This window comes from Kitasatospora setae KM-6054 (genome assembly GCF_000269985.1).
Taxonomy (GTDB): Bacteria; Actinomycetota; Actinomycetes; order Streptomycetales; family Streptomycetaceae; genus Kitasatospora; species Kitasatospora setae.
The window spans coordinates 821509-847447 of record NC_016109.1 but is presented as its reverse complement, the minus strand read 5'-3'; the positions used below and the strand labels follow the sequence as shown (position 1 = coordinate 847447).

Genomic DNA, 25939 nt, shown 5'->3' with positions numbered 1-25939 from the left:
GCGGGCGGGGCTGTGGCGGGGTCGTGACCGCCCGTTCACCCGGCGGTGGCCGGGCGGAGGTCGGACGGTGGCCGGACGGCGGTCAGCAGAAGTAGTCGGTGCTGTTCTGGTAGCGGTTGCCGGACCAGTTGACGAAGTAGATGTCGTAGGTGCCGTGCTTGAGGCCGTTCCCGGCGATGTAGGTGGAGGTGCGGTACTGCTGGAACTGGCCGTCGCCGTAGTTGTTGGTGTAACTGGACGGGCAGCCCATCCAGTTGAGGTTGGTGGCCGCGGCGGCGGAGGCGGTGCCGGTGAAGGTCAGGGCGAGGGTGCCGGCGACGGCGGTGGTGGTGACGGCGCGCGCGGTGCGACGGAGGGCCATGCGGACTCCTGGAGGGTCGTCGGGGAACGGCCGGGCGGACGGAGGGCGTTGGCGGTCCCGGCGCGAACGAGATCATGCCAAGTTGATTTGTTCAGGTCAATGGTATGGACCTTTCGGTGGCTTCGGCGGTCGATCGGTGCTGTCCGGGGCGACGCGCGAACGCCCGTGCCCGACAGGTGGGTTGGACCCACCGGCCGGGCACGGGCGCCAGCGCTTCGAAGGCCGCGGAGCGGCCGGGGCGATCAGTAGCAGCGGTAGTCCGCGGACCCCTGGTAGGCGTTGCCGGACCAGTTGGTGAAGTAGACGTCGTAGTGGCCGTACTTGTAGCCGTTGCCGGCGATGTAGGTGTAGGACAGGTACTGCTTGAACTGCCCGTCGCCGTAGTTGTTGACGTAGCTGTCCGGGCAGCCCATGCCGGTCAGGTTGGTCGCGTTGGCCGCGGCGGCGACGCCGGCCACGCCGAGGGTGAGGGCGCCGGCGAGGGCGGTGACGGCAAGTGCCTTGGCGGTGCGGCGGAAGGCCATCGGAACTCCTGGGAGGGATCGGCGGATCGGTGTCGGGAAGAGTCGCCCGGGCGCGGCGGTCACCACGGGGGGACCGGCGGGCCGGTCAGTAGCAGCGGTACTCCTTGATGCCCTCGTTCGACAGGCTGCCGGCCGGGGTGCGGAAGGTGACCTTGTAGTCGCCGTACTGGAAGCCGTTCGGGGCGATGAACTTCTTGGTGAGGGTCTGCGTCCAGGTGCCGCCGTCGGCGTTGTTGACGTACGAGGACGGGCAGCCCTTGCCGGTCAGGTTGGTGGGCGCGGCGAACGCGACACCGGCCACGGCGACGGTCAGGCCGCCGGCGATGGCGAGGGTGGTGGCGGCCTTGGCCGCGGTGCGGAAGCGCATGGGGACTCCTCAGGACGGGGTGCGGTGGAAGGGGAAGGGGAAGGGGAGAGGAAGCGGGGTGGCGCGGTCGGCGGGGCGGCCCCGGCGGGCCGCCGGACCGGTCATCAGTAGCAGCGGTACTCGCGGGTCCCCTCGTTCACCAAGGTGCCGGCCGAGGTGCGGAAGGTGACCTTGTAGTCGCCGTACTGGAAGCCGTTCGGCGCGACGAACTTCTTGGTGAGGGTCTGTGTCCAGGTGCCGCCGTTGGCGTAGTTGACGTACGAGGACGGGCAGCCCTTGCCGGTCAGGCTGGTCGGACCGTCGGGGACGGCGAACGCGGCGCCGGGGAGGCCGAGGGCCAGGCCGCCGGCGACGGCGAGGGTGGTGGCGGCCTTGGCGGCGGTGCGGATGCGCATGGGGACTCCTTGCTGAGGTGCCTGTGGTGCGGTTGGTGCCTGGCGGTGCGAGTGGTGCCGGTGGTGCGGTGGGCGGCGCACGCGTCGCCCACCGAAGGGGGGTGGAAGGGGGCCCGGCCGGGGATGGCCGGCGCCGCCGACCCGGGGTAGCGGGTCGGGGGCGCCGCGTCGGAGGTGCCGGGGCCTGGACGGCCCGGACGGCGCGGTGCCGGGCGGCGCGGCCCCGGTGGGGGTCGGGCCGGACGGCCGCGCGGTGGCGGCAGCGGGATGCCCGGGAGCCGGGCGGCGAGGTGGCGGCGGGGGCCGGGAGCGGCGGGGCGACGGGCGGGCGGCGGTGCTAGCCGCGGTGCGGCCGCCGGGGGGTGGCGGCGGCGTGGGTGGCGGCGGTGGCGGTGTGGGCACGCATGCGGGGTGGGGCTCCTTGCTTCGGTCGGAATCGTGGGGGACGCCGAGGGAGGAGGAGGCGGTCCGGAGCGGGTGGGGTCCGTTCCGGGCCGGTGCCAGTGATCCTCGGGCCGCCGCCCGAGGATCGTCAATGGTCTGTACCAGTTCAGGTAAATCATGGCCGGATGGCGCCGGTTCGGACACCCCCCAACTGCGCGAACGGTCCGCGCCGCGGCCCGCTGGCCGAATTCGATCGTCTGCCGAGCGAATCGCGACCGATCATCAGAAAGCAGGCGCAGCAGGGAGGTTGACGGAGATGCCGGGCGAACCGACCCGCATCGGCCCCGTCCGCCGTCCCCCGGCGGACGGGTCAGCCCCGGTAGAGCGCCGCGGTCGCGGCCGTGAGCGCGGCCGCGGCGAGCAGCGCCCAGCCGGCCTGGTCGTGCAGGACCAGCACCGAGCCGGGGACGACCCCGGCGATCATGGTCAGCGCGGCCAGCACCCGGCGGCGCCGGCGCGGGGAGCGGGGTTCGGCGGCGAGGCCGGTCAGCGTCATGGTCAGCACGGTGGTGGTCAGGTCGGGCACGCCCAGGCTGCGCACCGTCGCGTTGCGCAGGCCCATCGCCAGCGCCAGCAGCGCGATCACCCCGTACTGGACCGCCCCGTCGCGGCCCGCGGCGAAGAGCACGGCGGCCGCCACCAGGTGCAGTGCGCTCTCGGCGGCCAGCGCGGGCCGCAGCCGCCCGGCGGTCAGCCGGCCGGCCAGGGCGGCGCCGAGCAGGAACGCGGCCAGCGCGGTGGTCGACCCGATCACCGAGAAGCCCGGCGCGCCGGCCAGCGCGAAGCCGATGACGACGACGTTGCCGGTCATGTTGGCGGCGAAGACGTGCCCGAGCCCCAGGTAGCTGACGGCGTCGATCAGCCCGCTGACCACGGTCAGTCCGAACAGGGCGAGCGCCAGCGGGTCGCCGTCCGCGGTGTCCGCCCCGACGGCCTTCGGTGTGCTCAACGCGTGCCTCCCACGGGGCTGTCACAGGGCTTTTCAGCGGTCTGCCGGACCCGCGGCGGTGGCGGGTCCGGCAGACCGGGGTGCTCCTCGGGCCTCGGGTCAGGCCCGGCGGCGGCGGGCCCGGAGCAGCAGCAGTCCGCCGGTCAGCAGCAGGGCGGCGAGCCCGCCGGCGGCCGGCGCGGTGCTGCCGGTGTCCGGGAGCGGCGGGCGCGGGTGCGGCCCGGGGTGCGGCGGCACGGGCTCGGGCGACGGCTTCGGCGTCGGCGTGGGCGCCGTCGTGGGCGTGGGCGTCGGGCTGGGGGACGGGCTGGGGGACGGGCTGGGGGACGGCGCGGGCACCGGGACGCTGGCCTTCGCCGGGTCGGAGTCGACCGGCCCGCCCCCCGAACTGCCGTGCGCGGTCGCGGTGTTGTCGACCCTCCCGGCGGCCCGTTCGGCAGCGGTGACGGTGTGCGGGGCGGCGGTGCAGGTGAGCGAGGCGCCGGCCGCCAGCACGGTCGCGGGGCAGCTGACCGGGCCCGCCGTCGGGTCGTCCACGGTCAGCTCGGTGACCTGCTGCCCGCCGGTGTTGCGCACGGTGAACGTCCAGCGGACCTGCTCGCCGTCCAGCACGCCGGTCTTGGCGAGTTCGAGCCGGCCCGGCGCGGCCGGCCCGGGGGTGGTGACCTCGGCGTCGGCGGGCGGTGAGGTGGTCTGGCGGCCGTCGGGGGTGCGGCCGCCGGCCGTCGCGGTGTTGTCGATCCTCCCGGCGGCCAGGTCGGCGGCGGTGACGGTGTACGTGGCGGTGCACTTCATCGCGGTGCCGCTGGCCAGCGTGCCGGTCGGGCAGCTGACGGCGGGCCGGGTGCCGGTGCCGGTGAACGCGGTCTCGTCGACCGAGACCTGGTCGAGCGGCACGGTGCCGGTGTTGGTCACGGTGAAGGTGTACGTCACCGTGCTGCCCACGGTGTCGACGCTGCCCGGCGCAGCGGTCTTGGCGAGCGTCAGCGAGCCGCTGCCGACGCCGACGACGGCGCTGGACGGCGGCGAGGTGACGCTCGCCTCGTTCGCGGCCCGGCCGGTCGCGGTCGCCGTGTTGGTGAGCGCCTCCAGTGCCAGGTCGGCGGCGGCCACCGTGTACGTCGCGGTACAGCGGGTGGTGGCCTGCGGGGCGAGCTCGGTGGCCGGGCAGTCGACCGCCGACAGGGTGCCGTTGCGGTTGGCCGCGGTCTCCCGCACGGCCAGCGAACGCACCGTGGTGTTACCGGTGTTGGTGACCTCGAAGACGTACGTGACGGTGCTGCCGGCGGCGGTGACGCTGGTCGGCGTCGCGGTCTTGGCCAGGCTCAGCGCGGGCGTCCGGTTCGCGCCGACGACCGCCTCGGACGGGCCGGAGGCGGTCTCCGCCCCGCCGTACGTGCCGCGCGCGGTCGCGGTGTTGGTGAACCCGCCGCGGTCGATGTCGGCCTGCGTGACGGTGTACGTCGCGGTGCAGACGGTGCCGACCGCCGGGGCCAGCTCGGTGACCGGGCAGCTGACCGCCGACACCGTGCCGCTGCCGGTGAACGCCGCCGGGTCGTCGACCACCCGCACCGCGGTCAGCGGCACGTTGCCGGTGTTGGTCACCGCGTAGGAGTAGGTGACGTCCTGCCCGGCGGCGCTGACCGTCGTGGGGGCGGCGCTCTTGACGATGCCCAGCCCGGGCGCGGGCGCGGCCGGCAGTTCCGCGCTGGACGGCGGGGAGACGGCGGGCGGCCCGCTCGGCGGGGTGCCGGTGGCGGTCGCGGTGTTGCGCAGCGAGCCGCGCAGCACGTCCGCCGCGGTGATCGTGTACGCCGCGGTGCAGGTGGTCTGCGCGCCGGGCGCCAGCGGGGCCGCCGGGCAGGTCGGGGCGGGCAGCGGGCCGGTGCCGGTGAACGCGGCGGCGTCCTCGGTGATGGCCAGGGCGGTCAGCGGCACGGTGCCGGTGTTGGTCACCACGTACGTGTAGGTGACGCTCTGCCCGGCGGTGAACGCGGCCGGGTCGATCGGTGCGGCCGTCTTGGCGAGCGCCAGCGAGGGCTGGGCGTTCGGCGTGTTGGTGACGGTGCAGAGGAAGTCGTCGCCGTCGGGCACCGTGAACGTCCACTGCGGGCGGGCGCCGCCGGTCGGGATCGCGGTGCCCCGGGTCTGGTCGCGGCACTCCACCGTCGCGGTGTAGCCCGAGATCGGGGAGGCCGAGCCGTCCGCCGTCCGCTCGCTGATCTGGTAGTCGGCGCCGATCCGGGCGGGCCAGTTCGCCGAGGTCGCCGAGGTGCCGGTGCCGGAGGTGGTGGCCGAGGTCAGCTCGGTCCCGGCCGAGTCCGCCAGGGCCACGGTGAACTGGTCGGCGGCCTGCAGCCGGCCCGCCACCGACTTGGCGACCGTCACGGTCGGCGTCCGGGCGGTCAGGCAGCGCGCGCCGTCGTTCTGGGTGGCCTTCGGACCGTTCGCCAGGCGCAGCACGGTCCGGGCGGCCGGGTCGATCCGGTAGACCACCCCGGTGGCGTTGTCCGACACGTACACGTAGCCGTTGGCGTCCGAGTACGAGGCGCCGAACGCCGACGTCGACGGCAGGCCCGGCAGCGCCCCCAGGTCGGTCATCGCCTTCGCGGCCGGGTCGAACCGGAACAGGTGCGCGTCGCCCCGCCCGGTGGCGGTCGGCCCCGCGCCGTAGAACCCGGCCGGCGCCGGGCCCGCGACGTACGACCAGTCGGACGGGAAGTCCCCCCCGCCGAAGGGGTCAGCGTCCCCGAGCCGATCACCTGGCCGTACGTCGGCGAGCCCGGCGCGAAGTCGACCTCCCGCCAGAGGGCGGGCGTCGCGTTGCCGTTCGCCGCGAAGTAGTGGCCCGCCTGGTCGAAGTCGCCGATGTTGACGTCGGTGTTCGGGAAGCCGGTCGGGCGGCCCAGCTGCTTCAGCGTCAGGTCGGCGTTGACCCGGGCCAGCTGGCTGGTGGTGAAGTCCCAGGCGTAGAAGTAGTTGTCCAGGGTGTTGTAGCCGACGCCGTTCAGCGAGTCCGCCGTCGTGCCGAGCAGCGAGTTCGCCCCCGTCACCAGGTCGACCCGCTGGACGGTGAACGGCTTGGTGCCGCGCCCGTTCGGCGACTGGAACAGGTAGCCGGACGCGTCGCACGTCCAGGGGACGGCCGCCGCGGCCGCCGGCTGCGCACCACCCGCCAGCGGGAGCAGCGCCCCCGTGAGAACCGCTGCCGCGAGCAGCCGCCACGGCCGCCGTCTGTGACGCTCTGTCATGCCCCGCACCTCGATCGTCTCCGGACCGGCGGCCGGACCACCGCCGTCTCCACTGAAACCGACGGTCCGTCAGCCCGCGCGCCGGATCATGCGCCCGGGGGGTGCGGACCACCCGCCGGGCGGTACCCGCCGGACACGGCGTTGGGCGCGGGCCGGGGCACTAGGTGCGGGCCGGGGTGGCCGGGAGGCCGATCGCGTGGTGGGCCTGGGCGAGGGTGGCCGTCCAGTCGCCGGTGAAGCGCAGGGCGCGGTCGTCGATGTACACGGCGGCGCCGAGCTTCTTGTTGGTGACGAGCAGGCAGTCGCCCTGCCAGTAGGCGCGCTCGGGGTCCTCGTCGACCAGCGTCTCCAGGCCGGAGTGCTCGCGCAGCCAGCCCGCCACGGCGGCGTGGAAGCGGCGGGGGCGGGCGGTCATGATGAACACCGAGCGGAGCCGCTTCAGGGCGTGCAGCGACTCGATCGCCCCCGGGACGGGCTTGCCGTAGATCCGGCCGTCCTGCCAGCCGTCGTCGTGCGCGACCAGCGTCTGGTCGAAGTCGATGCCGACGGCGTGCGAGGCGGGCGAGGCGGGGTCGAGCGGTACGACGGTCATGGGTCCTGTTCCTTCGGACGCGGTCCCGCCGGGGTCCCGGCGGGTTCGAAGGAGAGGAGTCGCCCGGGCCGGTCCGCTTACCGGGTTCGGCGACGTTTGGTGATCAGTTCACTCCGGAGGGTGAAGGTTGGGATCAAGTGCCGCCTGCGTGCCGAGAGTTGGCCGCGGCCCCCGGCGGGCGGGGCGGCGCCGGGTTGCCAGGGCGTCACTCCGGAGTGAGCGCGACCAGGGCGATGTCGTCGGTCAACTGGTGGCTCCAGTCCCGCACGTCCCGCTCCAGGAAGGACAGCAGCGCCGCCGGCTCGCGCCGCCCGGACGCGGCCAGCCGCTCCACCGCCGGATAGAACTCGCGGGACGCGTTGCGCGCCTCGGTCAGCCCGTCCGTGTACAGCAGCAGCGACTCCCCGGCCGGCAGCGGCACCCGCCGCGGCACCGGCACGTCCCCGCCCAGGGCGCCGAAGCCCAGCGGCAGCAGCGCCGGGGCCGCCGCCTCGCGCACCCCCGCCGGGCCCAGTGCCAGCGGCGCCAGGTGGCCGCAGTTCACCACCTCGACGTACCCGTCGCCCGGGCGGTGCTGGAGCAGCAGCGCCGTCGCGAACAGCTCCTCGTCGCCGCGGGCCGCCGCGCTGCGCGCCGTGTGCCGGTCCAGCCGGGCTGCCAGCTCGCCCAGGTCGGCCGTCTCGTGCGCCTGCGAGCGGAAGCAGCCCAGCAGGTCCGTCACGGTCTGCACCGCCTGCAAGCCCTTGCCCCGGACGTCCCCGATCAGCAGCCGCGTCCCGTGCGGGGTCTCCACCGCGTCCAGGAAGTCCCCGCCGATGCCCGTCCCCGTCGTGGCCGCCTGGTACCGGGACGCCAGCCGCAGGCCGCCCAGCCGCTCCGGGACCGGGTGCAGCACCGCCTCCTGGAGCGCCGCCGCGCTCGCCCGGCTCGCCGCCAGCCGCTCGCTCCGCTGCCGCCGCCCCCACACCGCCAGCCCCGTCACCACCCCCACCGCCAGCGCCGCGCCCTGCGCCAGCGGGCGCTGCGCCAGCTCCGCCCCGGCCAGCGCCCGCACCAGCAGCCACTCGCCGGCCGCCGCCACCACCACGCCCAGCACCACCGCCGGCAGCCCCGCGATCAGCGCCCCCGCCGCGACCACCGCCGCCGCCACCCACAGCACGCCCTCCGCCTGCCGCCCGCTCGCCCCCAGGCTGACCGCCGAGGTCGACGGCAGCGCCTGCGCCGCCGCCGTCCCCAGCAGCACCGACACCGGGTGGAACGCCGCCGCCGTCCCCATCCGGCCGCGCGGCAGCGCCGACAGGAACCACGCCATCTGCGGCACCTGCGCCATCATCACGCCCAGCCCGGTCAGCAGCGCCGCCAGCGTGCCCAGCGCCATCCCGGTGGCCGGGCCGGTCGGCAGCACGTGGCACAGCGACAGCCCGATCACCGCCAGCGGCAGCCCCAGCGAGCAGCCCGTCACCGGCGAGATCCGCCGGGCCCGCACCAGCAGGCAGCCCGCCACCCCGCCGGCCCCGTACGCCGAGACCATCAGCGCCGTCGCCGGCACCCCGATGCCCGACTGGGCGGTCAGCACCGGCAGCGCCAGCAGCAGCGCGACCTGGGTGAAGCCCACCGCCACGCCGGTGGCCAGCGCCATCGACGCGATCCGCGGCGGCATCGTGAACCGCCGGCGCCGCCAGCGCCGGCCCGCCACCGCCGCCGCGACCGGCAGCAGCGCCAGCAGCGCCACCGTCCGCGGATCCGACCAGCCCCAGACCGGGCCGACCTGCAGCCCGGTCACCACGGCGGCCAGCGCCAGCGCCAGCGCGAGCAGGAACACCCGGTCCAGCGGCGTCGGCGGATCGCCCGCCTCCGGCAGCCGCCGCCGCGCCACCACCAGCAGCACCACCGCCAGCACCGCGCCCAGGCCCGCGCTCACCCGCAGGCCCGGCATCGACGGGGCGCGCGGGATCAGGTTCGCCGCGACGAAGAACGACGCCGACATCACCGCCAGCCAGCCGCCCAGCGCCTGCGGCATCCGGCCCGGCGCGTTCAGTGCCGCCACCGAGGCCAGGCAGCCCGCGAAGACCGCCGACACCCCGGCGATCACCACCGACCGCCCCAGCAGGTACGACCAGTCCGAGAACGCCACCGCCTCGACCGCCAGCCCCGCCGCCAGCACCCCCAGCGACCAGGCCAGCACCCGGCGCCGCCCCCACGCGTCGCCCGCCCGGCCCGCCGCGAACAGCGACAGCACCATCAGCGCGCCGCCGCCCACCTTCATCCCCACCACCTGCTGGGCGCTCAGCCCGAACCGGACCCGCACCGCCGGCAGCGCCGCGCCCTGCAGCACCGGCGACACCACGTAGAACACCGCGGCCGCCGCCAGCAGCACCCCGACCGACCGCCCCGCCCCCACCCGCCCCAGCACGGACGGGCCGCTCAGCGGCACGGGCGCGGGGGAGGGGGCGGGGGAGGCCGTGGGGTTCGCGGCCATCGGGTACCTCGATCTGCTCGGCGGGGGTGGGAAGGACCTCCCCACTCTGCCAGGTCGAATCCGCCAAACATGAACAAAAGGGACAAAACTCCGAGGTGAGGGCGCCGGGGTGAACAGGACCAGGCGCCCACCCCCCTCCCGCTACCCCGCCGCGCCGAACCAGCGCGCCAGCGCCCGCGCCAGCCCCTCCCCGCCGCCCGGCTCGGCGCCGACCCACGCCACGTGCCCGTCCGGACGCAGCAGCACCGCCGGCGCCGACAGCTCCGGACAGCCGTCCACCAGCACGTCCACCCGGTCCCGCCAGCCCGCCACCTCGGCCGACAGCAGCCCCGACCGGTCCAGCAGCACGCCCCGGCCCGCCCGCGTCCGCTCGTACAACCGCCCCGCCGACGGCGCGTCGACCAGTCGCACGTCCCGCAGCCGGCGCCCCAGCAGGGCCGGGCCCGGGCCGAAGTCGTACCGGACGTCCACCCCCGAGACCACGCCCGTGATGTACCGGTTCACCTCCGGGAAGTCCATCAGCCGGGCGAACACCCCGCGCAGCGCCACCGGGCCGGGACCGGTGCCCAGCAGCGTCATCTGCGCCCGGGTGTGCGCGATCACCGCCGCGCCCACCGGGTGCCGCTCCGCGTGGTACGAGTCCAGCAGGCCCGGCGGCGCCCAGCCCGCCACCTCGGCCGCCAGCTTCCAGCCCAGGTTGAACGCGTCCTGCACGCCCAGGTTCAACCCCTGGCCGCCGGTCGGCGGATGGACGTGCGCCGCGTCGCCCGCCAGCAGGACCCGGCCCGTCCGGTACCGCTCCGCCTGGCGCGTCGCGTCCCCGAAGCGGGACAGCCAGCGCGGCGAGTGCACCCCGAAGTCGGTGCCCGCCACCGCCCGCAGCCGGGCCCGGAACTCCTCCAGCGTCGGCGCCGCCCGGTCCTCCGACACGCCCTCCGCCGGAACGATCACCCGGTACAGCCCGCCGCCCTCGTGGTGCAGCCCGAACCGCAGCTGCGTCCGCCGGACCTCCGCCACCACCTCGGCGATCCGCTCCGGAGCCTCCGCCGCCTCCATCTGCCCCAGCAGCGTCTGCACCGTCGCCGGCTCGCCCGGGAACGCCACACCCGCCAGCCGGCGCACCGTACTGCGCCCGCCGTCGCACCCCACCAGCCAGCGCGCCCGCAGCCGCGCCCCGTCCGCCAGCGATACCTCCACCCCCTCCTCGTCCTGGACCAGCCCGACCACCTCGCGGCCGCGCCGCAGATCCGCGCCCAACTCCTCCGCCCGCTCCCACAGCAGGCGCTCCGTCACCGGCTGCGGCGTCGCCAGCCCGTACGGATGCGCCGTGTCCATCCCCTCCGGCCACGCCCGCGCCTCACCCGCGAACAGCCCGCCGACCCGGAACTCCTCACTCACCGCCCGGAACCGCTCCAACAGCCCGCGCTGATCCATCACCTCCACACTGCGCGCGTGCAACCCCTGCCCCCGGGACTCCCCGGTCGGCGCCGCCAGCCGTTCGAGAACCACCACCTCCACCCCGTGCAGCCGCAGCTCGCACGCCAGCATCAACCCGGTCGGCCCGCCGCCGACCACCAGCACGTCGATCATCAACCCTCCGAAAACGCCCGCCAAATGATTTTCCGCGCACCTGTGGACAAAACCCCCGCTACCCACCCGTTCACCGCTCCGAGCGGACATTCTGGGGCACCCACCGGCCCTTGCGGCAAGGCCCCCCAGGCGCGATACCTTGGAAGCGGCGGGAAGGGCAGCGAAAGGCGCCAGGGGCACGCGGGGCGGAAGGGGCCGACGGGGCCCGACGGGGTCGGGCCGGAGCGGGCCGGGGGCAGGGCCGCACCGCGGCGGGGCGGCGGTCACGCCGAGTGGGGCGTGCGCGGCCGGGAACCGGACAAAAGCCGGCCGAGAGCGCCGCCCGGAGTCGCCGGGTGTGTACGCAGCGTGAGCGCGTCGATAGGGTGACCTGACACCGGTTCCGCCGGGGCCCGGAGGACGAGGACGTCCCGCACCGCGCCGCGACCGGACCGGCCCCGCCGCCCCCGCCCACACCGGCGGCCCCGCGACGGCCCGGCCCCCCGCCGGCCCGCGGACTTTCCGAACATCCCTTTGGACGCCCCCCGACGATCCCAGCCGGAGGACCCCGCCATGCCCTGGAACACCACCCGGGTGCGCGCCGCGCTGCGCACCGACCTGCCCGCCTCGATCACCGTCTTCCTGGTCGCCGTCCCGCTCTGCGTCGGCGTCTCCGTCGCCTCCGGCGCCCCCGCCGAACTCGGCCTGGTCACCGGCATCGTCGGCGGCCTGGTGGCCGGCGCCCTGCCCGGCAGCAGCCTCCAGGTCAGCGGCCCCGCCGCCGGCCTCACCGTCCTCGTCCACTCCGCCGTCACCACCCACGGACTGCCCGCCCTCGGCGTCATCGTGCTCACCGCCGGACTGCTCCAGGTCCTGCTCGGCCTGCTGCGCCTGGGCCGCTGCTTCCGCGCCGTCTCCTCCGCCGTGGTCGAGGGCATGCTCAGCGGCATCGGCCTGGTCCTGATCGCCTCCCAGGCGTACGTGCTGCTGGCCGGCCGCGCGCACGGGGACGCGCTCGCCGACCTGGCCGGCCTGCCCGCCACCGCGCTGCGCGCCGTCCGGACCGGCGCCGGCGGGACGTCGCTGGCCGTCGGCGCGGGCGTGATCGCCGTCCTCGCGCTGTGGAAGCGCGCCCCGCGTCGGCTCGCCGCGCTGCCCGGTCCGCTCGTCGCGGTCGTCCTCGCCGCGGCCGCCGTCCGGCTGCTGCGCCTGCCGGTGCCGACCGTCGGCGTCGGCGGCCTGCTCGGCGCGCTGCGGCCGCCCGGCGTCGAACAGCTCGGCCTGCTCGCCCGGGCCGGGATCTGGGGCACCGTGCTCGCGTTCGCGCTGATCGCCTCCGCCGAGAGCCTGTTCAGCGCCTCCGCCGTCGACCACATGCACGCCGGGCCGCGCACCCACTACAACCGCGAACTGATCGCCCAGGGCATCGGCAACACCGTCGCGGGCGCGCTCGGCGCCCTCCCGATGACCGCCGTCATCGTCCGCAGCGCCGCCAACGTGCAGGCCGGGGCCCGCACCAAGGCGTCCCGGATCCTGCACGGCGGCTGGCTGCTGCTGTTCACCCTCGCCCTGCCCGGCCTGCTCGAACTCGTCCCGCTCGCCGCCCTCGCCGGACTGCTGCTGCACGCCGGGGCCAAACTCGCCGCCCCGCGCGAACGCCTCCGGCTGTGGCGCGCCGACCGCTCCGAAGCGCTGGTGCTGGCCGCCACCACCGTCGGCATCGTCACCACCAACCTGCTGGAGGGCGTCGTCATCGGCCTGGTCGCCGCGCTCGCCAAGACCGCCTGGGACGTCACCCACATCCGGCTGCACGTCGAACAGACCCCCGCCGCGACCCTGGTGCGCGTCCACGGCAACGCGACCTTCCTCAAACTCCCCACCCTGGTCGACCGGTTGGAGGAGGTCACCCCGACCGGCCCGGTCGAACTCGACCTCTCCGCCCTCACCCACCTCGACGCCGCCTGCCGCCAGGCCCTCACCGCCTGGGCCGAACGCCACCGCCGCCTGGGCCTCCTTGTCAACGTCACCCCGGCCCGGACGAAGTCCGAACTGGCGAAAGCGAACTGACGATCCGCCAGAACGCCGGAGCCTCCCGCTGGGGGGCGGGAGGCTCCGGCCGTACGGACGCGGACGCGCGGGTCAGCGGACCACGTCGAAGACGTTCTTCTGCACGCCGTTGGAGAACGCCGCGAACTCCACCAGCTCCAGCTTCTGCGTGTCCTTGTCGGTGTCGCTGAACAGGCGCAGGCCCGCGCCCAGCAGCAGCGGGAACACCAGCAGGTGGTAGCGGTCGATCAGCCCCGCGTCCGACAGCGCGTGGTTCAGCCGGGCGCTGCCGTGCACGATGATCGGCCCGCCCTCGGTCTCCTTCAGCGCCGCCACCTCGTCCACCGAGCGCAGCAGCGTGGTCGGCCCCCAGTCGGAGACCAGGTCGTCCTCGCCGAGCGTGGTCGACACCACGTACTTCGGCAGCCCCTTGTACCGGGCGAACTCCGCCATCCCCGGCCACACCGGGCTGAACGCCTGGTAGCTGACCCGGCCCAGCAGCATCGCGCCGGCCTCCTCCTGCTCCCGGCCCTTGATCTCGAACGCCTCCGGGACGAAGTCGATGTCCTTGAACGTCCAGCCGGAGTTCCGGTAGCCCGGCTCCCCGCCGGGGCCCTCCATCACGCCGTCCAGGGAGACGAAGGCGGAGCTGATCAGCGTACGCATCGGTGGTACCTCGTTCTCGGTGGTGATTCGGTGGTGATATTGCGGCAGTTGCCGGTTGACGGGACAGCAGGAAAAAAAGTGGATGACCTCAGGCGGCGAGCAGCGCTGACAACCAGCGCTGCCAGGCGGTTTCGGCCGTTTCCACCGCAGCGTCCGGGGCCGGGGCCGGGGCCGGGGTCGGTTCGGCGAACAGGTGGTGGAACAGCAGCACCACGCCCGCCGGGTGCAGGAAGGAGTACAGCCCGTCGGCGGTGCGGACCTCGAAGCGCTCGCCGTCCGACCACACCAACTCGCCGTCCAGCCGAGGCAGTCCGGCCGGCTCGGCGCGCACCCGGCTCCCGGCTGGCGGGTCGGCCGGGAGGGCCAGCGCGGCCGTCAGCACGGACCGGACCTCGGCCGCCGGACGGCCCGCGGTCGGCTGCACCGCGAACACCGGGACGCCGGTGCGCCCCGCGAAGTGCGTCAGGTACTCGCGCAGCGTGTGCAGGTGGAACGGCCAGCCGCTGCGCAGCGCGTCGTACTCGTCCTCCCAGTCGTCGCCCAGCATGCCGCTGTGCGCCACCCGCAGCACGGTGCTGCCGCCGTCGCGGCCCTCGACCAGGTACTCGAAGGCCATGAACCGGCCGTCCGGGCCCGGCTCGGTCCGGGTCGCGAAGCGCTTGCCCGGGTCGTACGCGGTGACCGTCGAGGTCTCCGGGCGGCCGCCGAGCTCCATCGAGGCCGTGCCGCCGACCCGCGGGTCGACCGTGTTGCGGCCCATGAACCAGGAGTCGATCCCAGGGCCGGTTGCTATCGCCTCCCAGACCTGCTCCGGGTCGGCCGGCAGGGCCAGCTCGAACTCCAACTCGAAGGGGTGCGGCATGGTGTCAGTTCTCCTGTGCGGGGGGCTGGTCGGCCGGGGCCGGGGTGGTGGGGATCTGGTGCAGGCCGACGATCAGCCGGTGCTCGCGGCCCTGCGGGGCGGACTCGTCGTGGTAGCGGCCGACCAGGTCGGTGACCGCCCGCGAGAGCTCGTCGGCGAACGCCGCCCGGTCGGCCGCCGAGGCGAAACGCACCCGGGCGTCGATCCCGAACGAGGCCACCCGCTGCCGGGCCCGGGCCGCGCCGGTCAGCAGCGTGCCGACCTCCTGCACCATCCGGGCGCCGAGGGCCAGCAGCCAGCGCGCCGAGAGCTGGTCCGGCGAACGCGCCGGATCCGGGCTGACCGCCGCGAGCGCGACCGGTGAGATCACGTACGAGGCGGCCGTCGCCCGGTACACCCGCTCCGTCACGTTCCCCTTGCGGCGCTCCTCGGCCAGCACGACCAGGCCGTGCCGCTCCAGCTCCTTCACGTGGTAGTTGACCTTCTGCCGGGGCATCCCCAGCCGGGCCGCCAGCATGGCGGCCGAGGCCGGCTCGGCCAGCGCGGCCAGCAGCCGGGCCCGCATCGGGTCCAGCGAGGCCGCCGCGGCGGCGGGTTCTTCGATCACAGCGACGTCCAGCACTCCTCCAGGATCACACCGACAAATTTTTTTGTCAAGGAGGGAGAAGTTGTCGGAGGGGAGTGGCGCCGAGCTGATTGTCGGAAGTTCGAACACTCGCAGGTCGGAGTCCCTAGCATTACGCATGGTGTTTGGAAAAATGACACAGGGTGACGGAACTGGAACTCATGGGAACCATGTCGATACCGACGGACGGCGCAGCCGGCCACGGGGGAACGTCGGAGCGCGTGTGCTTCGCGTCCTGGCGGGACCTGCTCGCCCGCACCCGGGACGCCGAGATGACCTGCGACGCGGCCGGTGAGTTCACGGCGGCGATACGCGGCGGCGAACTGGGGCCGGTGGTCCTGCTGTGGACGTCGTGCCCGTCCGTCCGGGTCCGGCGGACCGAGCGGATGATCCGGCGCTCGGACGAGGAGTGGTACCACCTCACCGTGGTGACGTCCGGCACCGCCCGGGTCCGCGACGGAGCCACCGGCCGGGAGGAGGCGCTCGCCGCCGGAGACCTCCACCTGGCGAGCAGCTCCCACCCCTACGAGTCGTGGTTCCTCGCCCCGCCCGGCACCGGTCCGGGGCGGCCGCGGGTCGAGGGGATGGGCCTCGATCTGCCGGCCGCCCTGCTGCCCGTCCCCCCGCACCGCCTGCGCAGCCTGTTCGGCCGCGGGCTGCCCGGCCGGGAGGGGGCCGCCCTGCTGCTGACCCAGTTCCTGGCCGGCCTGCACCGGCAGGTCGACACGCTGCGGCCCGCCGAGGCGTCCCGGTTGGGGGCGGCCGTGGTCGACCTGCTGGCGGCCGTGGTCGCCAGGGAGCTCGACGCCGAGGAGGTGCTGGAGCCCGAGGCCGGACAGCGGGTCCTGGTGGAGCGGATCCGGGCCTACGTCCGCGCCCACCTCCACGACCCCGGGCTGACGCCGCCGGCGGTCGCCGCCGCCCACCACCTCTCGCTCAGCCACCTGCACAGCGTGTTCACCCGCTGCTCGCAGGGGGAGACCGTCGCGGCGTTCATCCGCCGCCAGCGGTTGCGGAAAGCCTGCCGGGAACTCGCCGATCCCGCCCTCCAGGCGCTGCCGATCCAGGCCGTCGCCGCGCGCTGCGGCATGCCCCGGCCCTCGGACTTCGCCCGCGCGTTCAAGGCCGTCTACGGGCTCACCCCGCGCGACTACCGGTACCTGGCGCTCGCGAGCCCCGGGGCCGGGTAGCCGCGGCGCACCGGACGCGGACGCGGCGCGGCGCCGCAGGGCCCCGGGGTCGGGGCCCCACGGCGCCGGATCCGTGCCGTCGCGGCGTGCCTCCCCGGCGGTCGGCCGCCGGGGAGGGGGAGGGTGCTACCGGAAGCTGTACTCGCTGTTGCCGCTGTAGGAGGAGCCCACGCTCCCGCAGGAGGCGTAGCTCCAGGCCCCGGTGCCGATGCGGGCCCAGGAGCCCAGCGCCCAGGAGCCGTTGGCGCACCGGGCGGCGGCCCGGACGTAGCTGTACTGGTTGTACTGCGAGCAGGTGATGCCGTAGGTGGACTGGTCGGAGTACTCGGTGCAGGTCGCGGGCACCGGGTCGGACGCCGCCGAGGCGGGGGTCGCGACCCCCACGCCGAGCGCGAGCGTGGCGATGGCGGCGCCGGCGGCGGCCAGCGTGCGGATCTTGCGCATGAGTTCTCCTTGGAGCGGGGGGATGGGACGAGGACGCGGTCTTCCCGGCGGCACGGAGCTCGGGGCCCGGGGCCCGGGGTGCGGAGCCCGCAGCGTGCAGCGCGCAGCACAGGGCCCGGCTGGACGGCTGGGCGGCTGGGTAGCTGGATGGCTGGGCGGCCGGGCGGCTGAGTGGTCGAACGGCAGGTTCGACGGTCAGGCCCGTGCGGCCGGGGGATTCGTTCCTCGGTGGCCCACCGTAGGTTCCCCGGAGGCCCGTTCGAAGGGGATCCGCCGGTGAGTGGACGCTGTGCATGGAGCCCGCGACGCAGTGCGCGGAGTCGCGCTGCACATGCCAGCCGGGGGCCGGCGGCTTGCCCCGGCGGCCGGCCCGGCGCTTCCCCGGGGCCGGGCCTGGCCGGACCGGACGGGGCCTACCGCCGTCCGGCGGACGCGTAGCGGTTGGCCGGGCGGGGCAGGTGGAGCAGGCCGCGCAGGGTGTCCGCGGTGTAGGCGGTGCGGAAGGCGGCGCGGCGCCGGAGTTCGGGCACCAGGCCGGTGGTGATCGCGGTGAGGTCGTGCGGGAGGGCGCCGGGGCGCAGCCGGTAGCCGTCCAGGCCGGCTTCGCGCCAGTCCAGCAGCAGGTCGGCGAGTTCGCCCGGGGTGCCGGTGAAGACCTCCGCGTCGGAGGTGTACGCGGCGCCGTCCAGGTCGTCCAGGCGGCGCTTGCGGGCGGCGGCCCGGCCCGGGCGGTCGTCCAGGAAGACCACCAGGTCGGCGAAGACCTTCAGCGGCCGGAGCAGCGGCCGGGGGCGGGCGGCGGTGGCCGCGGCGAGGGCGTCGAGGCGGGCGGTGGCGTCGGCGCGGGAGTGCGGGGTCAGGTAGACCAGGTCGGCTCCGGCGGCGGCGAGTTCGTACGGGGTGCTCGCGTGGGCGAGGACGGTCACCAGCGGCTGGCCCTGCGGCGGGCGGGGCGTGATGGACGGGCCGCGGACGGCGAAGTGCGCGCCCGCGAAGTCGACGTGGTGCAGCCGGTCGCGGTCGATGAAACGGCCGGTCGCGGCGTCCCGGATCTCCGCGTCGTCCTCCCAGCTGTCCCAGAGCCGGCGGACCGCCTCGACCACCTCGTGCGCCTCGTCGAAGAGTTCGCGCAGCCGGGCGGCGATCAGCTCGGAGTCGAGCACGTCGGCGTCGGTCAGCTGCGGGGTGGTGCGGCGGCCGAAGTGCGCGGCGTCGGCGGCCCGCGAGGTGATCTGCGGGCGCCAGCCGGCCCGGCCCAGGCTCGCGTGGTCGAGCGAGGCGATGCCGGTGGCCAGGTGGAACGGCTCGGTGTGGGTGACGTTGGTGGTCGGGACCAGGCCGATGTGCGAGGTCAGCGGGGCGAGTGCGGCCGCCAGCAGGACGGCGTCCAGCCGGCCGCGGACCTGGTCGGTGCGGGTGTCCGGTCGGTGGAAGGCGGCGGACTGGAGGCCGAGCGCGTCCTCGAAGGTGACGAAGTCGAGCAGGCCGCGTTCGGCCTCGCGGACCAGCCCGGCCCAGTGGCGGGCGGTGAACAGCTCCTCCGGCCGGGCGTCCGGCTCCCGCCAGGCGGCGGGGTGCCAGCCGGCGCCGTCCAGGGCGACCGCCAGGTGCAGGTGGGTCACGGGGTCTCCTCCTGAAGGGAGTCGGCGCGCAGCACGCGCGGTTCGCGGGGTTCACGCGGCCCGCCGGGTTCGCGGGGTTCGCGCGGGGCGTTCAGGCCGAGGTGGTCGCGGAGGGTGGGGCCGGTGTAGTCGGCGCGGTGCACGCCCATCTCCTGGAGCAGCGGCACCACCCGGTCCACCAGGTCGTCCAGCCCGCCCGGAGTCAGGTGCGGGACGAAGATGAACCCGTCGGCCGCATCGGTCTGGACGAACTCGTTGATGGCGTCCGCGACTTGGCGGGGCGTGCCGACGAAGTCGGGCCGGCCGGCGAACTCGATCGCGAGTTCGCGGATGCTCAGCCCGCGCGCCTCGGCCGACTCCCGCCAGCGGCGCACCGTTTCGGCCCGGCCGGCCCGGAACTGGGTGTGCCCCCGGGTGACGACGGCGTCCGGCAGCGGTTCGACGTCCGGCAGCGGACCGTCCGGGTCGTAGCCCGACAGGTCGCGGCCCCAGAGCGCCTCCAGCAGCATCAGCGCGGTCTGCGGCCCGACTTGGGCGCGGGCGATCTCGGCGGCGTGCTCGGCGGCCTCGGCCGGGGTGTCGCCCAGCGCGTAGGTCACCGACGGGATGATCTTCAACTCATCCGGTGTGCGGCCGTACTTGGCCAGCCGGCCCTTCACGTCCCGGTAGAAGGCCCGCCCGCCGGCCAGGTCGCTGTGCCGGCTGAAGATCACGTCGGCGTCGGCGGCGGCGAACTCGCGGCCCTGCGGGGAGTCGCCCGCCTGGATCACCACCGGGTGCCCCTGCGGCGGGCGCGGGGTGGCGAACCGGCCGGCGATGTCGAAGTGCCGTCCCCGGTAGGAGAATCGGCCGGCGTCGGCGCGGGTGAACGTCCCGCCGGCGGCGTCGGCGCGGACGTCGCCGGGGCGCCAGCTGTCCCAGAGCGCGCGTGCGGCGTGCAGGAACTCGGCGGCCCGGGTGTAGCGGTCCGCCTCGTCCAGGAAGCCGCCGCGCCGGAAGTTCTCGCCGGTGAACGCGTCCCAGCTGGTCACCACGTTCCAGGCGGCGCGCCCGCCGCTCAGGTGGTCCAGGGTGGCCAGCCGCCGCGCCACCTCGTACGGCTCGTTGAAGGTCGAGTTGACCGTCGCGGCCAGCCCGATCCGGGAGGTGACGGCGGACAGCGCGCTCAGCACGGTCAGCGACTCGGGACGGCCGACCACGTCCAAGTCGTGCAGGCGGCCCTTGTGTTCGCGCAGCCGCAGGCCCTCGGAGAGGAAGAAGAAGTCGAACTTGCCGCGCTCGGCGGTGCGCGCGAGGCGCTCGAAGGAGTCGAAGGCGATCTGGCTGCCGGAGCGCGGGTCCGACCAGACGGTGGTGTGCTGCACGCTGGGGAGCTGCGCGGCGAGGTGGACCCGCTTCGGCGGGCGCCGGGAAGGGTGGTCTGGCATGGTTCAACCTCCTTGAGGGATGGGGGAGTTCAGGAGCTGCGGGCGGGGAAGCCGTGCCTCCGGGCGCCGATCACCACGGCCAGCACCGGGACCAGCAGGGCCAGCACGCTCCAGGGCAGCGACCCGGCGCCCGCCGTGTCCAGCAGCAGCCCGCCCAGCACGCCGCCGCCGGCCATCGCCACGTTCCAGAGCGTCACCAGCATCGCCTGCACCGCGTCCGCCCGGTCGCCGCCGGCCTCACCGCCCGCCGTCTGCAGGAGAGTCGGTACTCCGCCCCAGCCCAGGCCCCACATCGCCGCCGCCAGGTACACCAGCAGGTGCGTGCCCGACAGCAGGGCCAGCCCGGCCGCCGCGCCGGCCACCAGCGCGGCGCCCGCCACCGTCAGCGCGCGCAGCCGGCCGTGGATCAGCGCGCCCGTCACCCAGATGCTCAGCAGAGACGCCACGCCGAACACCAGCAGCACCAGATCGGTCGAACCGCCCAGCCCCAGATGGTCCAAGTAGCTTGCCACGTACGCGTACAGCACGGTGTGCGCCAGCACGAACACCAGCGTCACGAACAGCACCGGCACCACCCCCGGCACCGCCAGCGCGCCCAGCACCCGCGCCCGCCGCTCGGCCGGCTGCCCCGGCTGGTCCGGGACGGACAGCGCGATCCAGCCGATCACGCCCAGCGCGACCGCCGTCATCGCCAGGAACGCCGTCCGCCAGTCCGTCGCCCCCGCCAGGAACGTCCCGGCCGGAACCCCCAGCGAGAGCGCCACCGGGATGCCCGTCATCACGATCGCGATCGCCCGCCCCTGAAGGTGCGGCGGCGTCAACCGGCGTGCGTAGCCCGCCAGTAGCGCCCAGGCCAGGCCCGCCGCGACCCCCGCCAGGAACCGTGCGGCGAGGGTCAGCGGATAGGACGAGGACAGCGCGGTGGCGGTGTTGGCGACGGCGAAGGCGGCCATCGCGGTCAGCAGCAGCCGCTTGCGGCGCCACGCCGCGGTGGCGGCGGTCAGCGGGATCGCGGTCAGCGCCGTCCCCACCGCGTAGACCGTCACCGCCTGCCCCGCCGCCGACTCGCCCACCCCCAGCCCGGCCCCCATCGCGGGCAGGACGCCTGCGGGCAGCGTCTCGGTCAGACTGGTCACGAACACCGCCGTGGCCAGTGCCAGCAGCGCCGACAGCGGCAGTTCGCGACGGCGAACCCGCTGGCCGGGTAGGGTTTCTGAGGGATCGTGTACTGGTGAACGAGTGCTCATGGCCGCTATCGTGAAACCCTCACACCAATGTGAGGGTCAATGCGACTTGACGTGAGGCGGGTCACAGTGGGGCACCTGCGCATCGGGCAGCTGTCGGAACGCACCAACACCTCCCGGCGGCTGCTCCGCTACTACGAGGAACAGCAGTTGATCGTCGCCACCCGCGCCGCGAACGGCTACCGCGAGTACGACGAACGCCTGGCCGACCGCGTCCTGCAGATCCGCGGCCTGCTCGACGCCGGACTCCCCACCAGGATCATCAAACAGATCCTGCCCTGCCTCGACAAGCCCCGCACCATCCACTTCGCCGACGCCACACCCGAGATGATCGCCACCCTGACGGACGAGCGGGACCGGATCACGGAGCGGATCAACTGCCTGGTGCGCAACCGCGACGCGATGACGGAGTACCTGGAGGTGGTCTCGAACACCGAGAGCCGACAGGCGAGTTGACGGCCCCCGGCCCGGGGAGGAACGCCTTGGCGGCGGCGGGAGTTGTCTCGGGGACGGAGCGGTATCGGCGGAGTGCGGAAGGCGGTGGCGGGGATGGTGCGCGCGGTGTGGAACGGTGTGGTGCTGGCCGAGTCGGCGGACACGGTGGTGGTGGAGGGCAACCACTACTTCCCGCCGGAGGCGCTGAACCGGGAGTTCTTCGTGCCCAGCGGCACCACGACGGTCTGCTCGTGGAAGGGCACCGCCCACTACTGGACGGTGGCGGTGGGCGACGCCGAGAACCCGGACGCCGCCTGGTACTACCCGGAGCCGAAGCCCGAGGCCGAGCACGTCCGCGACCGGGTCGCGTTCTGGCGCGGGGTGGACGTCGTCGCGGGCGAGTAGCTGCGGCGGGGCGTCGGGGGCCTCGCGGGGCGGGTGGTTGGGGCGGGGGCTCGGGGGTATGCGCGGGGCGGCGGGGGCGTGGACGAGCAGGACGACGAGGTGGCGTCATGGACGGGTCGCACGGTTACCGGATCGCCGTTCCCGGGCAGCCGGGCGCGCACGCGCCGCAGGTGATGGTGGTGGTGTACCGCTCCGGGGAGACCACCCCCGACGGGCTCACCGTCTACCTGGGCGCGGGCGGCCTGCGGGTGACCGTGCACGGCTCGGTGGCCTGCTTCCTGGAGCCGTACCCGCCCGGCCTGGCCCACCCCTACGGGTACGCGTACCCGCTCGCCGAAGCCTGAGCGCCCCGGCGGGGGCGGGGCCGGGGCGCCCTGGGGCGACCGGCGTCAGGCGGCGAAGGCGGTGGTCAGGGCGCGGTCGAAGGCCGGGAGGTCGTCCGGGCGGCGGCTGGAGACCAGGGTGTTGGGGCCGTTCGTGCAGACCACCACCTCGCGGTCGACCCAGTGCGCGCCGGCGTTGCGCAGGTCGGTGCGGAGGCTGGGCCAGGAGGTGAGGGTGCGGTCGCGGACGACGTCGGCCTCCACCAGCGTCCACGGGCCGTGGCAGATCACCGCGACGGGCTTGCCGAGCGGGAAGAACCCGGCGGCGAACTCCACGGCCTTCGGGTCGGTGCGCAGGAAGTCCGGGTTGGCGACGCCGCCGGGCAGCACCAGGGCGTCGAAGTCGGCCGCCGAGACCTCCGCGACGAGCGCGTCCACCATGAACGGGTCGCCCCGGTCGAGGTGGTGGAACGCCCGGATCTCGCCCGGCTCGGTGGAGACCAGGCGCGGCGTGCCGCCGTGGTCGAGGACGGTCTGCCACGGCGAGGTCAGCTCGACCTGCTCGGTGCCCTCGGGCGCGGCCAGGAAGGCCACGGTCAGACCGGCCAGCGCGGCCGGGGCGTCCGGGGCGGCCTGGTCGGTGGCGGGGGCCGTGGCGGCGGTGTCGTTCATGGCGGGCTCCGTTCCCGGGTGGGTGTCTGCGTCCTCCCCGCGTCTGACCACTGGCCGGGCCGGGCAAACAGGTGCGTAACGGAGGAAACCGCGACATAGGGTGGGGGCGGACGGAGGAGGTGGAGCCGGTGGACGGCGAACGGCCCGCGCTGGAGGCCACGGTCGACCGGCTGCGCACCGAGCTGGAGGGCCTGCGCACCGCGATGCGCACCCGGGCGGTGATCGAGCAGGCCAAGGGCGTCCTGGTGGCACGGCTCGGCTGCTCGCCGGAGCGGGCCTTCGACGAACTGGTCCGCCGCTCGCAGGACGAGAACCGCAAGCTGGTGGGGCTCGCCGCCGACCTGGTCGCCTCGTCCGCGCCGCCCCCGTCCGCGCGCGCGGCAGCCGGGGCGGGAGCCGGCGGGAGCGGAGCCGGCGGGAGCGGAGCCGGCGGGACCGGCGCCGAGGACGAGGCCGGGCCGTCGACCGCCGCGCCCACCGCCGCTACGCCCACCCCCGTGGCCGCCGCCGCGACCGCACCGGACGGCGGCCCGGCGGACGAGGCCGCGCTGGCGTCCCGGTTCCACCTGGCCGCCGCCGCGCTCGCCACCGCCGCCGGCCCGGACGAGGCCGCCGAACGCCTGCACCGGGCCGCCCTCGGGCCGCTCGGCGCGCAGGCGCTGGTCCTCGCCGTGCGCGAACCGGACGGCGCGCTGCGGCTGGTCGGCGCGCACGGCGTGTCGGCGCGCCAGCTCAGCCAGTGGCAGCGGATCCCGCCGCACACCCGGGTGCCGCTCACCGAGGCCGCCCGCACCGGCCGGCCGGTCTGGGTCGTCGACCGGAGCGAGTTCGCCGCCCGCTACCCCGACCTGACCGGCGACGACCTGGTGCCCGGCACCACCGTCTGCGCCCTCCCGCTACGGGCCGGCGGACGGCTGCTCGGCGCCCTCAAGATCGGCTGGGCCGACCGCTACCGCCCCGCCCCCGCCGTCCAGGCGCACCTGGCCGCGCTCGCCGACCTCACCGCCGACACGCTGCTGCGCCTGCCCCCGGGCGTTCCGCCGCCCGGGGCGCCGGAGACCGTGCCCGACCCGGCGGGCGCCCCCTGGTTCCGGGCCGTGCTGGACGGCCTGCTCGACCCGGTGCTGCTGCTGCGCGCCGTCCGCGACGACGACGGCCGGGTCACCGACCTGCGGGTCGAGCACGCCAACGCGCCCACCCTCGACCTGGCCGGCCGCGCCGCCGCCGACCTGCGCGGACGCCTGCTGACCGAGCTGTACCCCGGCATGGTCGCCTCCGGGACGTTCGACCGCCTGCGCACCGCCACCGCCGACGGCACCCCCTACCGGGGCGAGGCCGAGCAGTACGTCGAGACCGTCGCGGGCAGCGCCCGGTCCAGCGCGATGACCGTCCACGCCGCCCCCCTCCAGGACGGCCTGCTGCTCACCTGGCGCGCCCACGACGAACACGACCGGCGGATCGCCCAGCTCGCCCAGACCGCCCGGCTGGCCCGGGTCGGCACCTGGGAGTGGCACCCCGGCGAGCGCCGGATCACCTGCTCGGACGGCGTCCCACAACTCTTCGGAGCCGGGAGCGGGAGCGGGGGCGGGGGAGGGCAGGCGGGCCCCGGCACCGCCCTCGACCCGCTCGCCGTGCTCGCCGCGATCGCCCCCGCCGACCGGGCCGCCGTCCGGGCCGCCGTCGAGGCGCTGCGGGACGGGCGCACCCCCGCCACCGTCGACTTCGCCGTCCGCTCGGCCGACGGCTACCGCAGCCTGCGCGCCCTCGGCGAGGCGGCCGTCGCCGCCGACGGCCGCCTGCTCGCGCTCAGCGGCGTCGTCCAGGACGTCACCCCCTGGCGGCGCGCCGAACAGGCGCTCAGCGACACCCGCGACCGCCTCGCCGACCAGCGCCGCCGCACCGGCGACGAACAGCGCGCCGTGCGCGCCCTCCAGCAGGCCCTGATGCGCGGCCCCGCCGGCCGCCCCGTTCCCGGCCTCGCCAGCGCGGCCCGCTACGTGCCCGCCGAACGCGCGCGCAAGGTCGGCGGCGACTGGTACGAACTGCTCGACCTGCCCGACGGCACCCTGCTGCTCGCCGTCGGCGACGTCTCCGGACACGGCCTGCCCGCCGCCACCGCGATGTCCCAACTCCGGTACGCGCTCAGGGGGATGGCCTACGACGACACCCCGCCCGGACAACTCCTCGACCGGCTCGACCGGATGCTCTGCCACCAGCGCGCCGACCACATCGCCGCCGTCACCGTCGCCCGGCTCGACCCCCGCACCGGACACCTCGCCTGGGCCCGGGCCGGCCAACTGCCCCCCGTCCTGCTCCACGACGGCACCGCCCGCACCCTCGACCCGCCCCCCGGCCTCGTCCTCGGCGTCACCCCCCGCGCCCACCGCCCCACCGCCGAACTCCGCCTCGCCCCCGACGACACCCTGCTGCTCTACACCGACGGCCTGACCGAGCGCCGCGGCACCGACCACGGCGCGGACGACGGCACCACCCGCCTGCTGCGCGCCTGCTCCGACTACCGCGCCACCCCCGACCCGGACGCCCTGCTCGACCACCTGCTGCGCCGCCTCGGCGCGCCCAACCCGTTCGACGACATCTGCGTGCTGGCCGTCCGCCGCACCGGCATCGACACCCACGCCGTCGACGGCTGAGCGGGCTGCGGCCGGACCGAGGTCAGTCCGCGCTGCCGCTGCCGCTGCCGTAGCCGTAGCCGTCGTCGGTTCGGTCGCCCCGGTGGCGCGTCGGGGAGGTGTGCGCGCGGAGCCGGTGGGGGCGAGTCGAGGCGCGAGGCGGTGGGGTCACTCCTCCTCGCTGGCGATCTCGATGCACGCGAGGTCGATCCGGTCGGCGAGTTGGCGCACCAGGTCGGCGAGCGTGCCGGTGGTCGCCGGGTCGAGACCGCTGCCCTCGCAGTCGGCCCACTCCTGCCACTCCTCGGGCAGCGCCCTCAGCAGTTCGACCACCTGGAGGGCCGGAATGGCCAGGCCGCCGGACAGCCCGCAGATCACCGGAACGCTGAGCCGTCCCATGACGTCCACCTCCTCCTG

At 75.4% G+C, this 25939-nt stretch carries 25 protein-coding genes; 6 read left to right on the top strand and 19 right to left on the bottom strand.

The features are described 5' to 3' along the window. Positions 1 to 82 precede the first annotated feature (82 nt). The 10 genes from KSE_RS41940 to KSE_RS03640 all read right to left on the bottom strand — a co-directional run bounded on the left by KSE_RS41940 (position 83) and on the right by KSE_RS03640 (position 10952). A complete protein-coding gene (locus tag KSE_RS41940) occupies positions 83 to 361 on the bottom strand; it encodes a hypothetical protein (RefSeq protein WP_014133926.1) in 279 nt (92 codons plus the stop codon). A gap of 242 nt (positions 362 to 603) precedes the next feature. Then, complete coding sequence (locus tag KSE_RS03680; RefSeq protein ID WP_014133925.1) at positions 604 to 885, bottom strand: hypothetical protein; 282 nt, start codon at positions 883 to 885, stop codon at positions 604 to 606. Positions 886 to 970: 85 nt separating this feature from the next. Further along, a complete protein-coding gene (locus KSE_RS03675) occupies positions 971 to 1252 on the bottom strand; it encodes a hypothetical protein (protein ID WP_014133924.1) in 282 nt (93 codons plus the stop codon). Positions 1253 to 1356: 104 nt separating this feature from the next. After that, positions 1357 to 1647, bottom strand: a complete 291-nt coding sequence (locus KSE_RS03670) for a hypothetical protein (RefSeq protein ID WP_014133923.1) — start codon at positions 1645 to 1647, stop codon at positions 1357 to 1359. Positions 1648 to 2401: 754 nt separating this feature from the next. Further along, complete coding sequence (locus KSE_RS03665; RefSeq protein WP_014133922.1) at positions 2402 to 3040, bottom strand: YoaK family protein; 639 nt, start codon at positions 3038 to 3040, stop codon at positions 2402 to 2404. 99 nt (positions 3041 to 3139) lie between these two features. Beyond that, a complete protein-coding gene (locus tag KSE_RS03660; protein ID WP_014133921.1) occupies positions 3140 to 5641 on the bottom strand; it encodes a DUF7507 domain-containing protein in 2502 nt (833 codons plus the stop codon). Then, positions 5638 to 6291: a DUF6923 family protein gene (locus KSE_RS03655; protein ID WP_014133920.1), complete on the bottom strand. Its 654-nt coding sequence runs from the start codon at positions 6289 to 6291 to the stop codon at positions 5638 to 5640. Before KSE_RS03655 ends, KSE_RS03660 begins: the two co-directional genes overlap by 4 nt. Positions 6292 to 6451: 160 nt before the next feature. After that, a complete protein-coding gene (locus KSE_RS03650) occupies positions 6452 to 6883 on the bottom strand; it encodes an HAD family hydrolase (protein ID WP_014133919.1) in 432 nt (143 codons plus the stop codon). A 205-nt stretch (positions 6884 to 7088) separates the two neighbouring features. Further along, positions 7089 to 9362, bottom strand: coding sequence for an MFS transporter (locus KSE_RS39655; protein ID WP_014133918.1), 2274 nt, complete (start codon positions 9360 to 9362; stop codon positions 7089 to 7091). Positions 9363 to 9503: 141 nt separating this feature from the next. Further along, positions 9504 to 10952, bottom strand: a complete 1449-nt coding sequence (locus KSE_RS03640; RefSeq protein WP_014133917.1) for an FAD-dependent monooxygenase — start codon at positions 10950 to 10952, stop codon at positions 9504 to 9506. Between the two features lie 552 nt (positions 10953 to 11504). Between KSE_RS03640 and KSE_RS03635 the strand changes: the two genes are divergently transcribed. Beyond that, entirely contained in the window at positions 11505 to 12998 is a 1494-nt protein-coding gene (locus tag KSE_RS03635) for a SulP family inorganic anion transporter (protein ID WP_014133916.1), read from the top strand. Positions 12999 to 13070: 72 nt separating this feature from the next. Here the strand turns inward: KSE_RS03635 and KSE_RS03630 are convergent, their stop codons facing one another. The 3 genes from KSE_RS03630 to KSE_RS03620 all read right to left on the bottom strand — a co-directional run bounded on the left by KSE_RS03630 (position 13071) and on the right by KSE_RS03620 (position 15127). Next, complete coding sequence (locus KSE_RS03630) at positions 13071 to 13643, bottom strand: dihydrofolate reductase family protein (RefSeq protein WP_014133915.1); 573 nt, start codon at positions 13641 to 13643, stop codon at positions 13071 to 13073. Between the two features lie 88 nt (positions 13644 to 13731). Beyond that, positions 13732 to 14505, bottom strand: a complete 774-nt coding sequence (locus KSE_RS03625; protein WP_014133914.1) for an SRPBCC family protein — start codon at positions 14503 to 14505, stop codon at positions 13732 to 13734. Positions 14506 to 14509: 4 nt separating this feature from the next. After that, positions 14510 to 15127, bottom strand: coding sequence for an ArsR/SmtB family transcription factor (locus KSE_RS03620; RefSeq protein WP_014133913.1), 618 nt, complete (start codon positions 15125 to 15127; stop codon positions 14510 to 14512). 173 nt (positions 15128 to 15300) lie between these two features. Between KSE_RS03620 and KSE_RS03615 the strand changes: the two genes are divergently transcribed. Next, positions 15301 to 16320, top strand: coding sequence for a helix-turn-helix domain-containing protein (locus KSE_RS03615; RefSeq protein WP_014133912.1), 1020 nt, complete (start codon positions 15301 to 15303; stop codon positions 16318 to 16320). A gap of 126 nt (positions 16321 to 16446) precedes the next feature. Here KSE_RS03615 and KSE_RS03610 read toward each other — a convergent pair whose 3' ends face one another. From KSE_RS03610 to KSE_RS03595, 4 genes are all read right to left on the bottom strand, one after another. Then, on the bottom strand, positions 16447 to 16764 hold the full coding sequence (locus KSE_RS03610) for a hypothetical protein (RefSeq protein WP_014133911.1): 318 nt from the start codon (positions 16762 to 16764) through the stop codon (positions 16447 to 16449). 413 nt (positions 16765 to 17177) lie between these two features. Beyond that, the gene (locus KSE_RS03605; protein WP_014133910.1) at positions 17178 to 18386 is read right to left on the bottom strand and encodes an LLM class flavin-dependent oxidoreductase; all 1209 of its coding nucleotides are present in this window, start codon (positions 18384 to 18386) and stop codon (positions 17178 to 17180) included. Then, positions 18383 to 19813 carry an NtaA/DmoA family FMN-dependent monooxygenase gene (locus KSE_RS03600; RefSeq protein ID WP_014133909.1) on the bottom strand — a complete coding sequence of 477 codons (1431 nt, stop codon included), beginning with the start codon at positions 19811 to 19813 and terminating at the stop codon, positions 18383 to 18385. Before KSE_RS03600 ends, KSE_RS03605 begins: the two co-directional genes overlap by 4 nt. Positions 19814 to 19842: 29 nt before the next feature. Further along, positions 19843 to 21060 carry an MFS transporter gene (locus KSE_RS03595; RefSeq protein ID WP_014133908.1) on the bottom strand — a complete coding sequence of 406 codons (1218 nt, stop codon included), beginning with the start codon at positions 21058 to 21060 and terminating at the stop codon, positions 19843 to 19845. Positions 21061 to 21135: 75 nt separating this feature from the next. Between KSE_RS03595 and KSE_RS03590 the strand changes: the two genes are divergently transcribed. From KSE_RS03590 to KSE_RS03580, 3 genes are all read left to right on the top strand, one after another. Next, positions 21136 to 21513: a MerR family transcriptional regulator gene (locus tag KSE_RS03590; RefSeq protein WP_033258801.1), complete on the top strand. Its 378-nt coding sequence runs from the start codon at positions 21136 to 21138 to the stop codon at positions 21511 to 21513. A gap of 93 nt (positions 21514 to 21606) precedes the next feature. Next, positions 21607 to 21897, top strand: a complete 291-nt coding sequence (locus KSE_RS03585) for a DUF427 domain-containing protein (RefSeq protein ID WP_014133906.1) — start codon at positions 21607 to 21609, stop codon at positions 21895 to 21897. 107 nt (positions 21898 to 22004) lie between these two features. Then, the gene (locus tag KSE_RS03580; RefSeq protein ID WP_014133905.1) at positions 22005 to 22241 is read left to right on the top strand and encodes a DUF6296 family protein; all 237 of its coding nucleotides are present in this window, start codon (positions 22005 to 22007) and stop codon (positions 22239 to 22241) included. A gap of 45 nt (positions 22242 to 22286) precedes the next feature. Here the strand turns inward: KSE_RS03580 and KSE_RS03575 are convergent, their stop codons facing one another. Beyond that, on the bottom strand, positions 22287 to 22820 hold the full coding sequence (locus KSE_RS03575; protein WP_033258802.1) for a type 1 glutamine amidotransferase domain-containing protein: 534 nt from the start codon (positions 22818 to 22820) through the stop codon (positions 22287 to 22289). A 200-nt stretch (positions 22821 to 23020) separates the two neighbouring features. On the opposite strand from KSE_RS03575, the gene KSE_RS03570 reads away from it, so the two are divergent. Next, entirely contained in the window at positions 23021 to 25543 is a 2523-nt protein-coding gene (locus KSE_RS03570; protein WP_148283053.1) for a SpoIIE family protein phosphatase, read from the top strand. 147 nt (positions 25544 to 25690) lie between these two features. Here KSE_RS03570 and KSE_RS03565 read toward each other — a convergent pair whose 3' ends face one another. Further along, positions 25691 to 25921, bottom strand: coding sequence for a DUF6213 family protein (locus tag KSE_RS03565; RefSeq protein ID WP_014133902.1), 231 nt, complete (start codon positions 25919 to 25921; stop codon positions 25691 to 25693). Positions 25922 to 25939: the final 18 nt, after the last annotated feature.

Bases quoted from the DNA above. Each gene is read 5' to 3' on its own strand.
- KSE_RS03660 (WP_014133921.1), bottom strand. From the start codon at position 5,641: ATGACCGACCTGGGGGCGCTGCCGGGCCTGCCGTCGACGTCGGCGTTC.
- KSE_RS03595 (WP_014133908.1), bottom strand. From the start codon at position 21,060: ATGAGCACTCGTTCACCAGTACACGATCCCTCAGAAACCCTACCCGGC.
- KSE_RS03675 (WP_014133924.1), bottom strand. From the start codon at position 1,252: ATGCGCTTCCGCACCGCGGCCAAGGCCGCCACCACCCTCGCCATCGCC.
- KSE_RS41940 (WP_014133926.1), bottom strand. From the start codon at position 361: ATGGCCCTCCGTCGCACCGCGCGCGCCGTCACCACCACCGCCGTCGCC.
- KSE_RS03650 (WP_014133919.1), bottom strand. From the start codon at position 6,883: ATGACCGTCGTACCGCTCGACCCCGCCTCGCCCGCCTCGCACGCCGTC.
- KSE_RS03670 (WP_014133923.1), bottom strand. From the start codon at position 1,647: ATGCGCATCCGCACCGCCGCCAAGGCCGCCACCACCCTCGCCGTCGCC.
- KSE_RS03635 (WP_014133916.1), top strand. From the start codon at position 11,505: ATGCCCTGGAACACCACCCGGGTGCGCGCCGCGCTGCGCACCGACCTG.
- KSE_RS03580 (WP_014133905.1), top strand. From the start codon at position 22,005: ATGGACGGGTCGCACGGTTACCGGATCGCCGTTCCCGGGCAGCCGGGC.
- KSE_RS03610 (WP_014133911.1), bottom strand. From the start codon at position 16,764: ATGCGCAAGATCCGCACGCTGGCCGCCGCCGGCGCCGCCATCGCCACG.
- KSE_RS39655 (WP_014133918.1), bottom strand. From the start codon at position 9,362: ATGGCCGCGAACCCCACGGCCTCCCCCGCCCCCTCCCCCGCGCCCGTG.
- KSE_RS03655 (WP_014133920.1), bottom strand. From the start codon at position 6,291: ATGACAGAGCGTCACAGACGGCGGCCGTGGCGGCTGCTCGCGGCAGCG.
- KSE_RS03625 (WP_014133914.1), bottom strand. From the start codon at position 14,505: ATGCCGCACCCCTTCGAGTTGGAGTTCGAGCTGGCCCTGCCGGCCGAC.
- KSE_RS03630 (WP_014133915.1), bottom strand. From the start codon at position 13,643: ATGCGTACGCTGATCAGCTCCGCCTTCGTCTCCCTGGACGGCGTGATG.
- KSE_RS03600 (WP_014133909.1), bottom strand. From the start codon at position 19,813: ATGCCAGACCACCCTTCCCGGCGCCCGCCGAAGCGGGTCCACCTCGCC.
- KSE_RS03585 (WP_014133906.1), top strand. From the start codon at position 21,607: ATGGTGCGCGCGGTGTGGAACGGTGTGGTGCTGGCCGAGTCGGCGGAC.
- KSE_RS03680 (WP_014133925.1), bottom strand. From the start codon at position 885: ATGGCCTTCCGCCGCACCGCCAAGGCACTTGCCGTCACCGCCCTCGCC.
- KSE_RS03640 (WP_014133917.1), bottom strand. From the start codon at position 10,952: ATGATCGACGTGCTGGTGGTCGGCGGCGGGCCGACCGGGTTGATGCTG.
- KSE_RS03615 (WP_014133912.1), top strand. From the start codon at position 15,301: ATGTCGATACCGACGGACGGCGCAGCCGGCCACGGGGGAACGTCGGAG.
- KSE_RS03565 (WP_014133902.1), bottom strand. From the start codon at position 25,921: ATGGGACGGCTCAGCGTTCCGGTGATCTGCGGGCTGTCCGGCGGCCTG.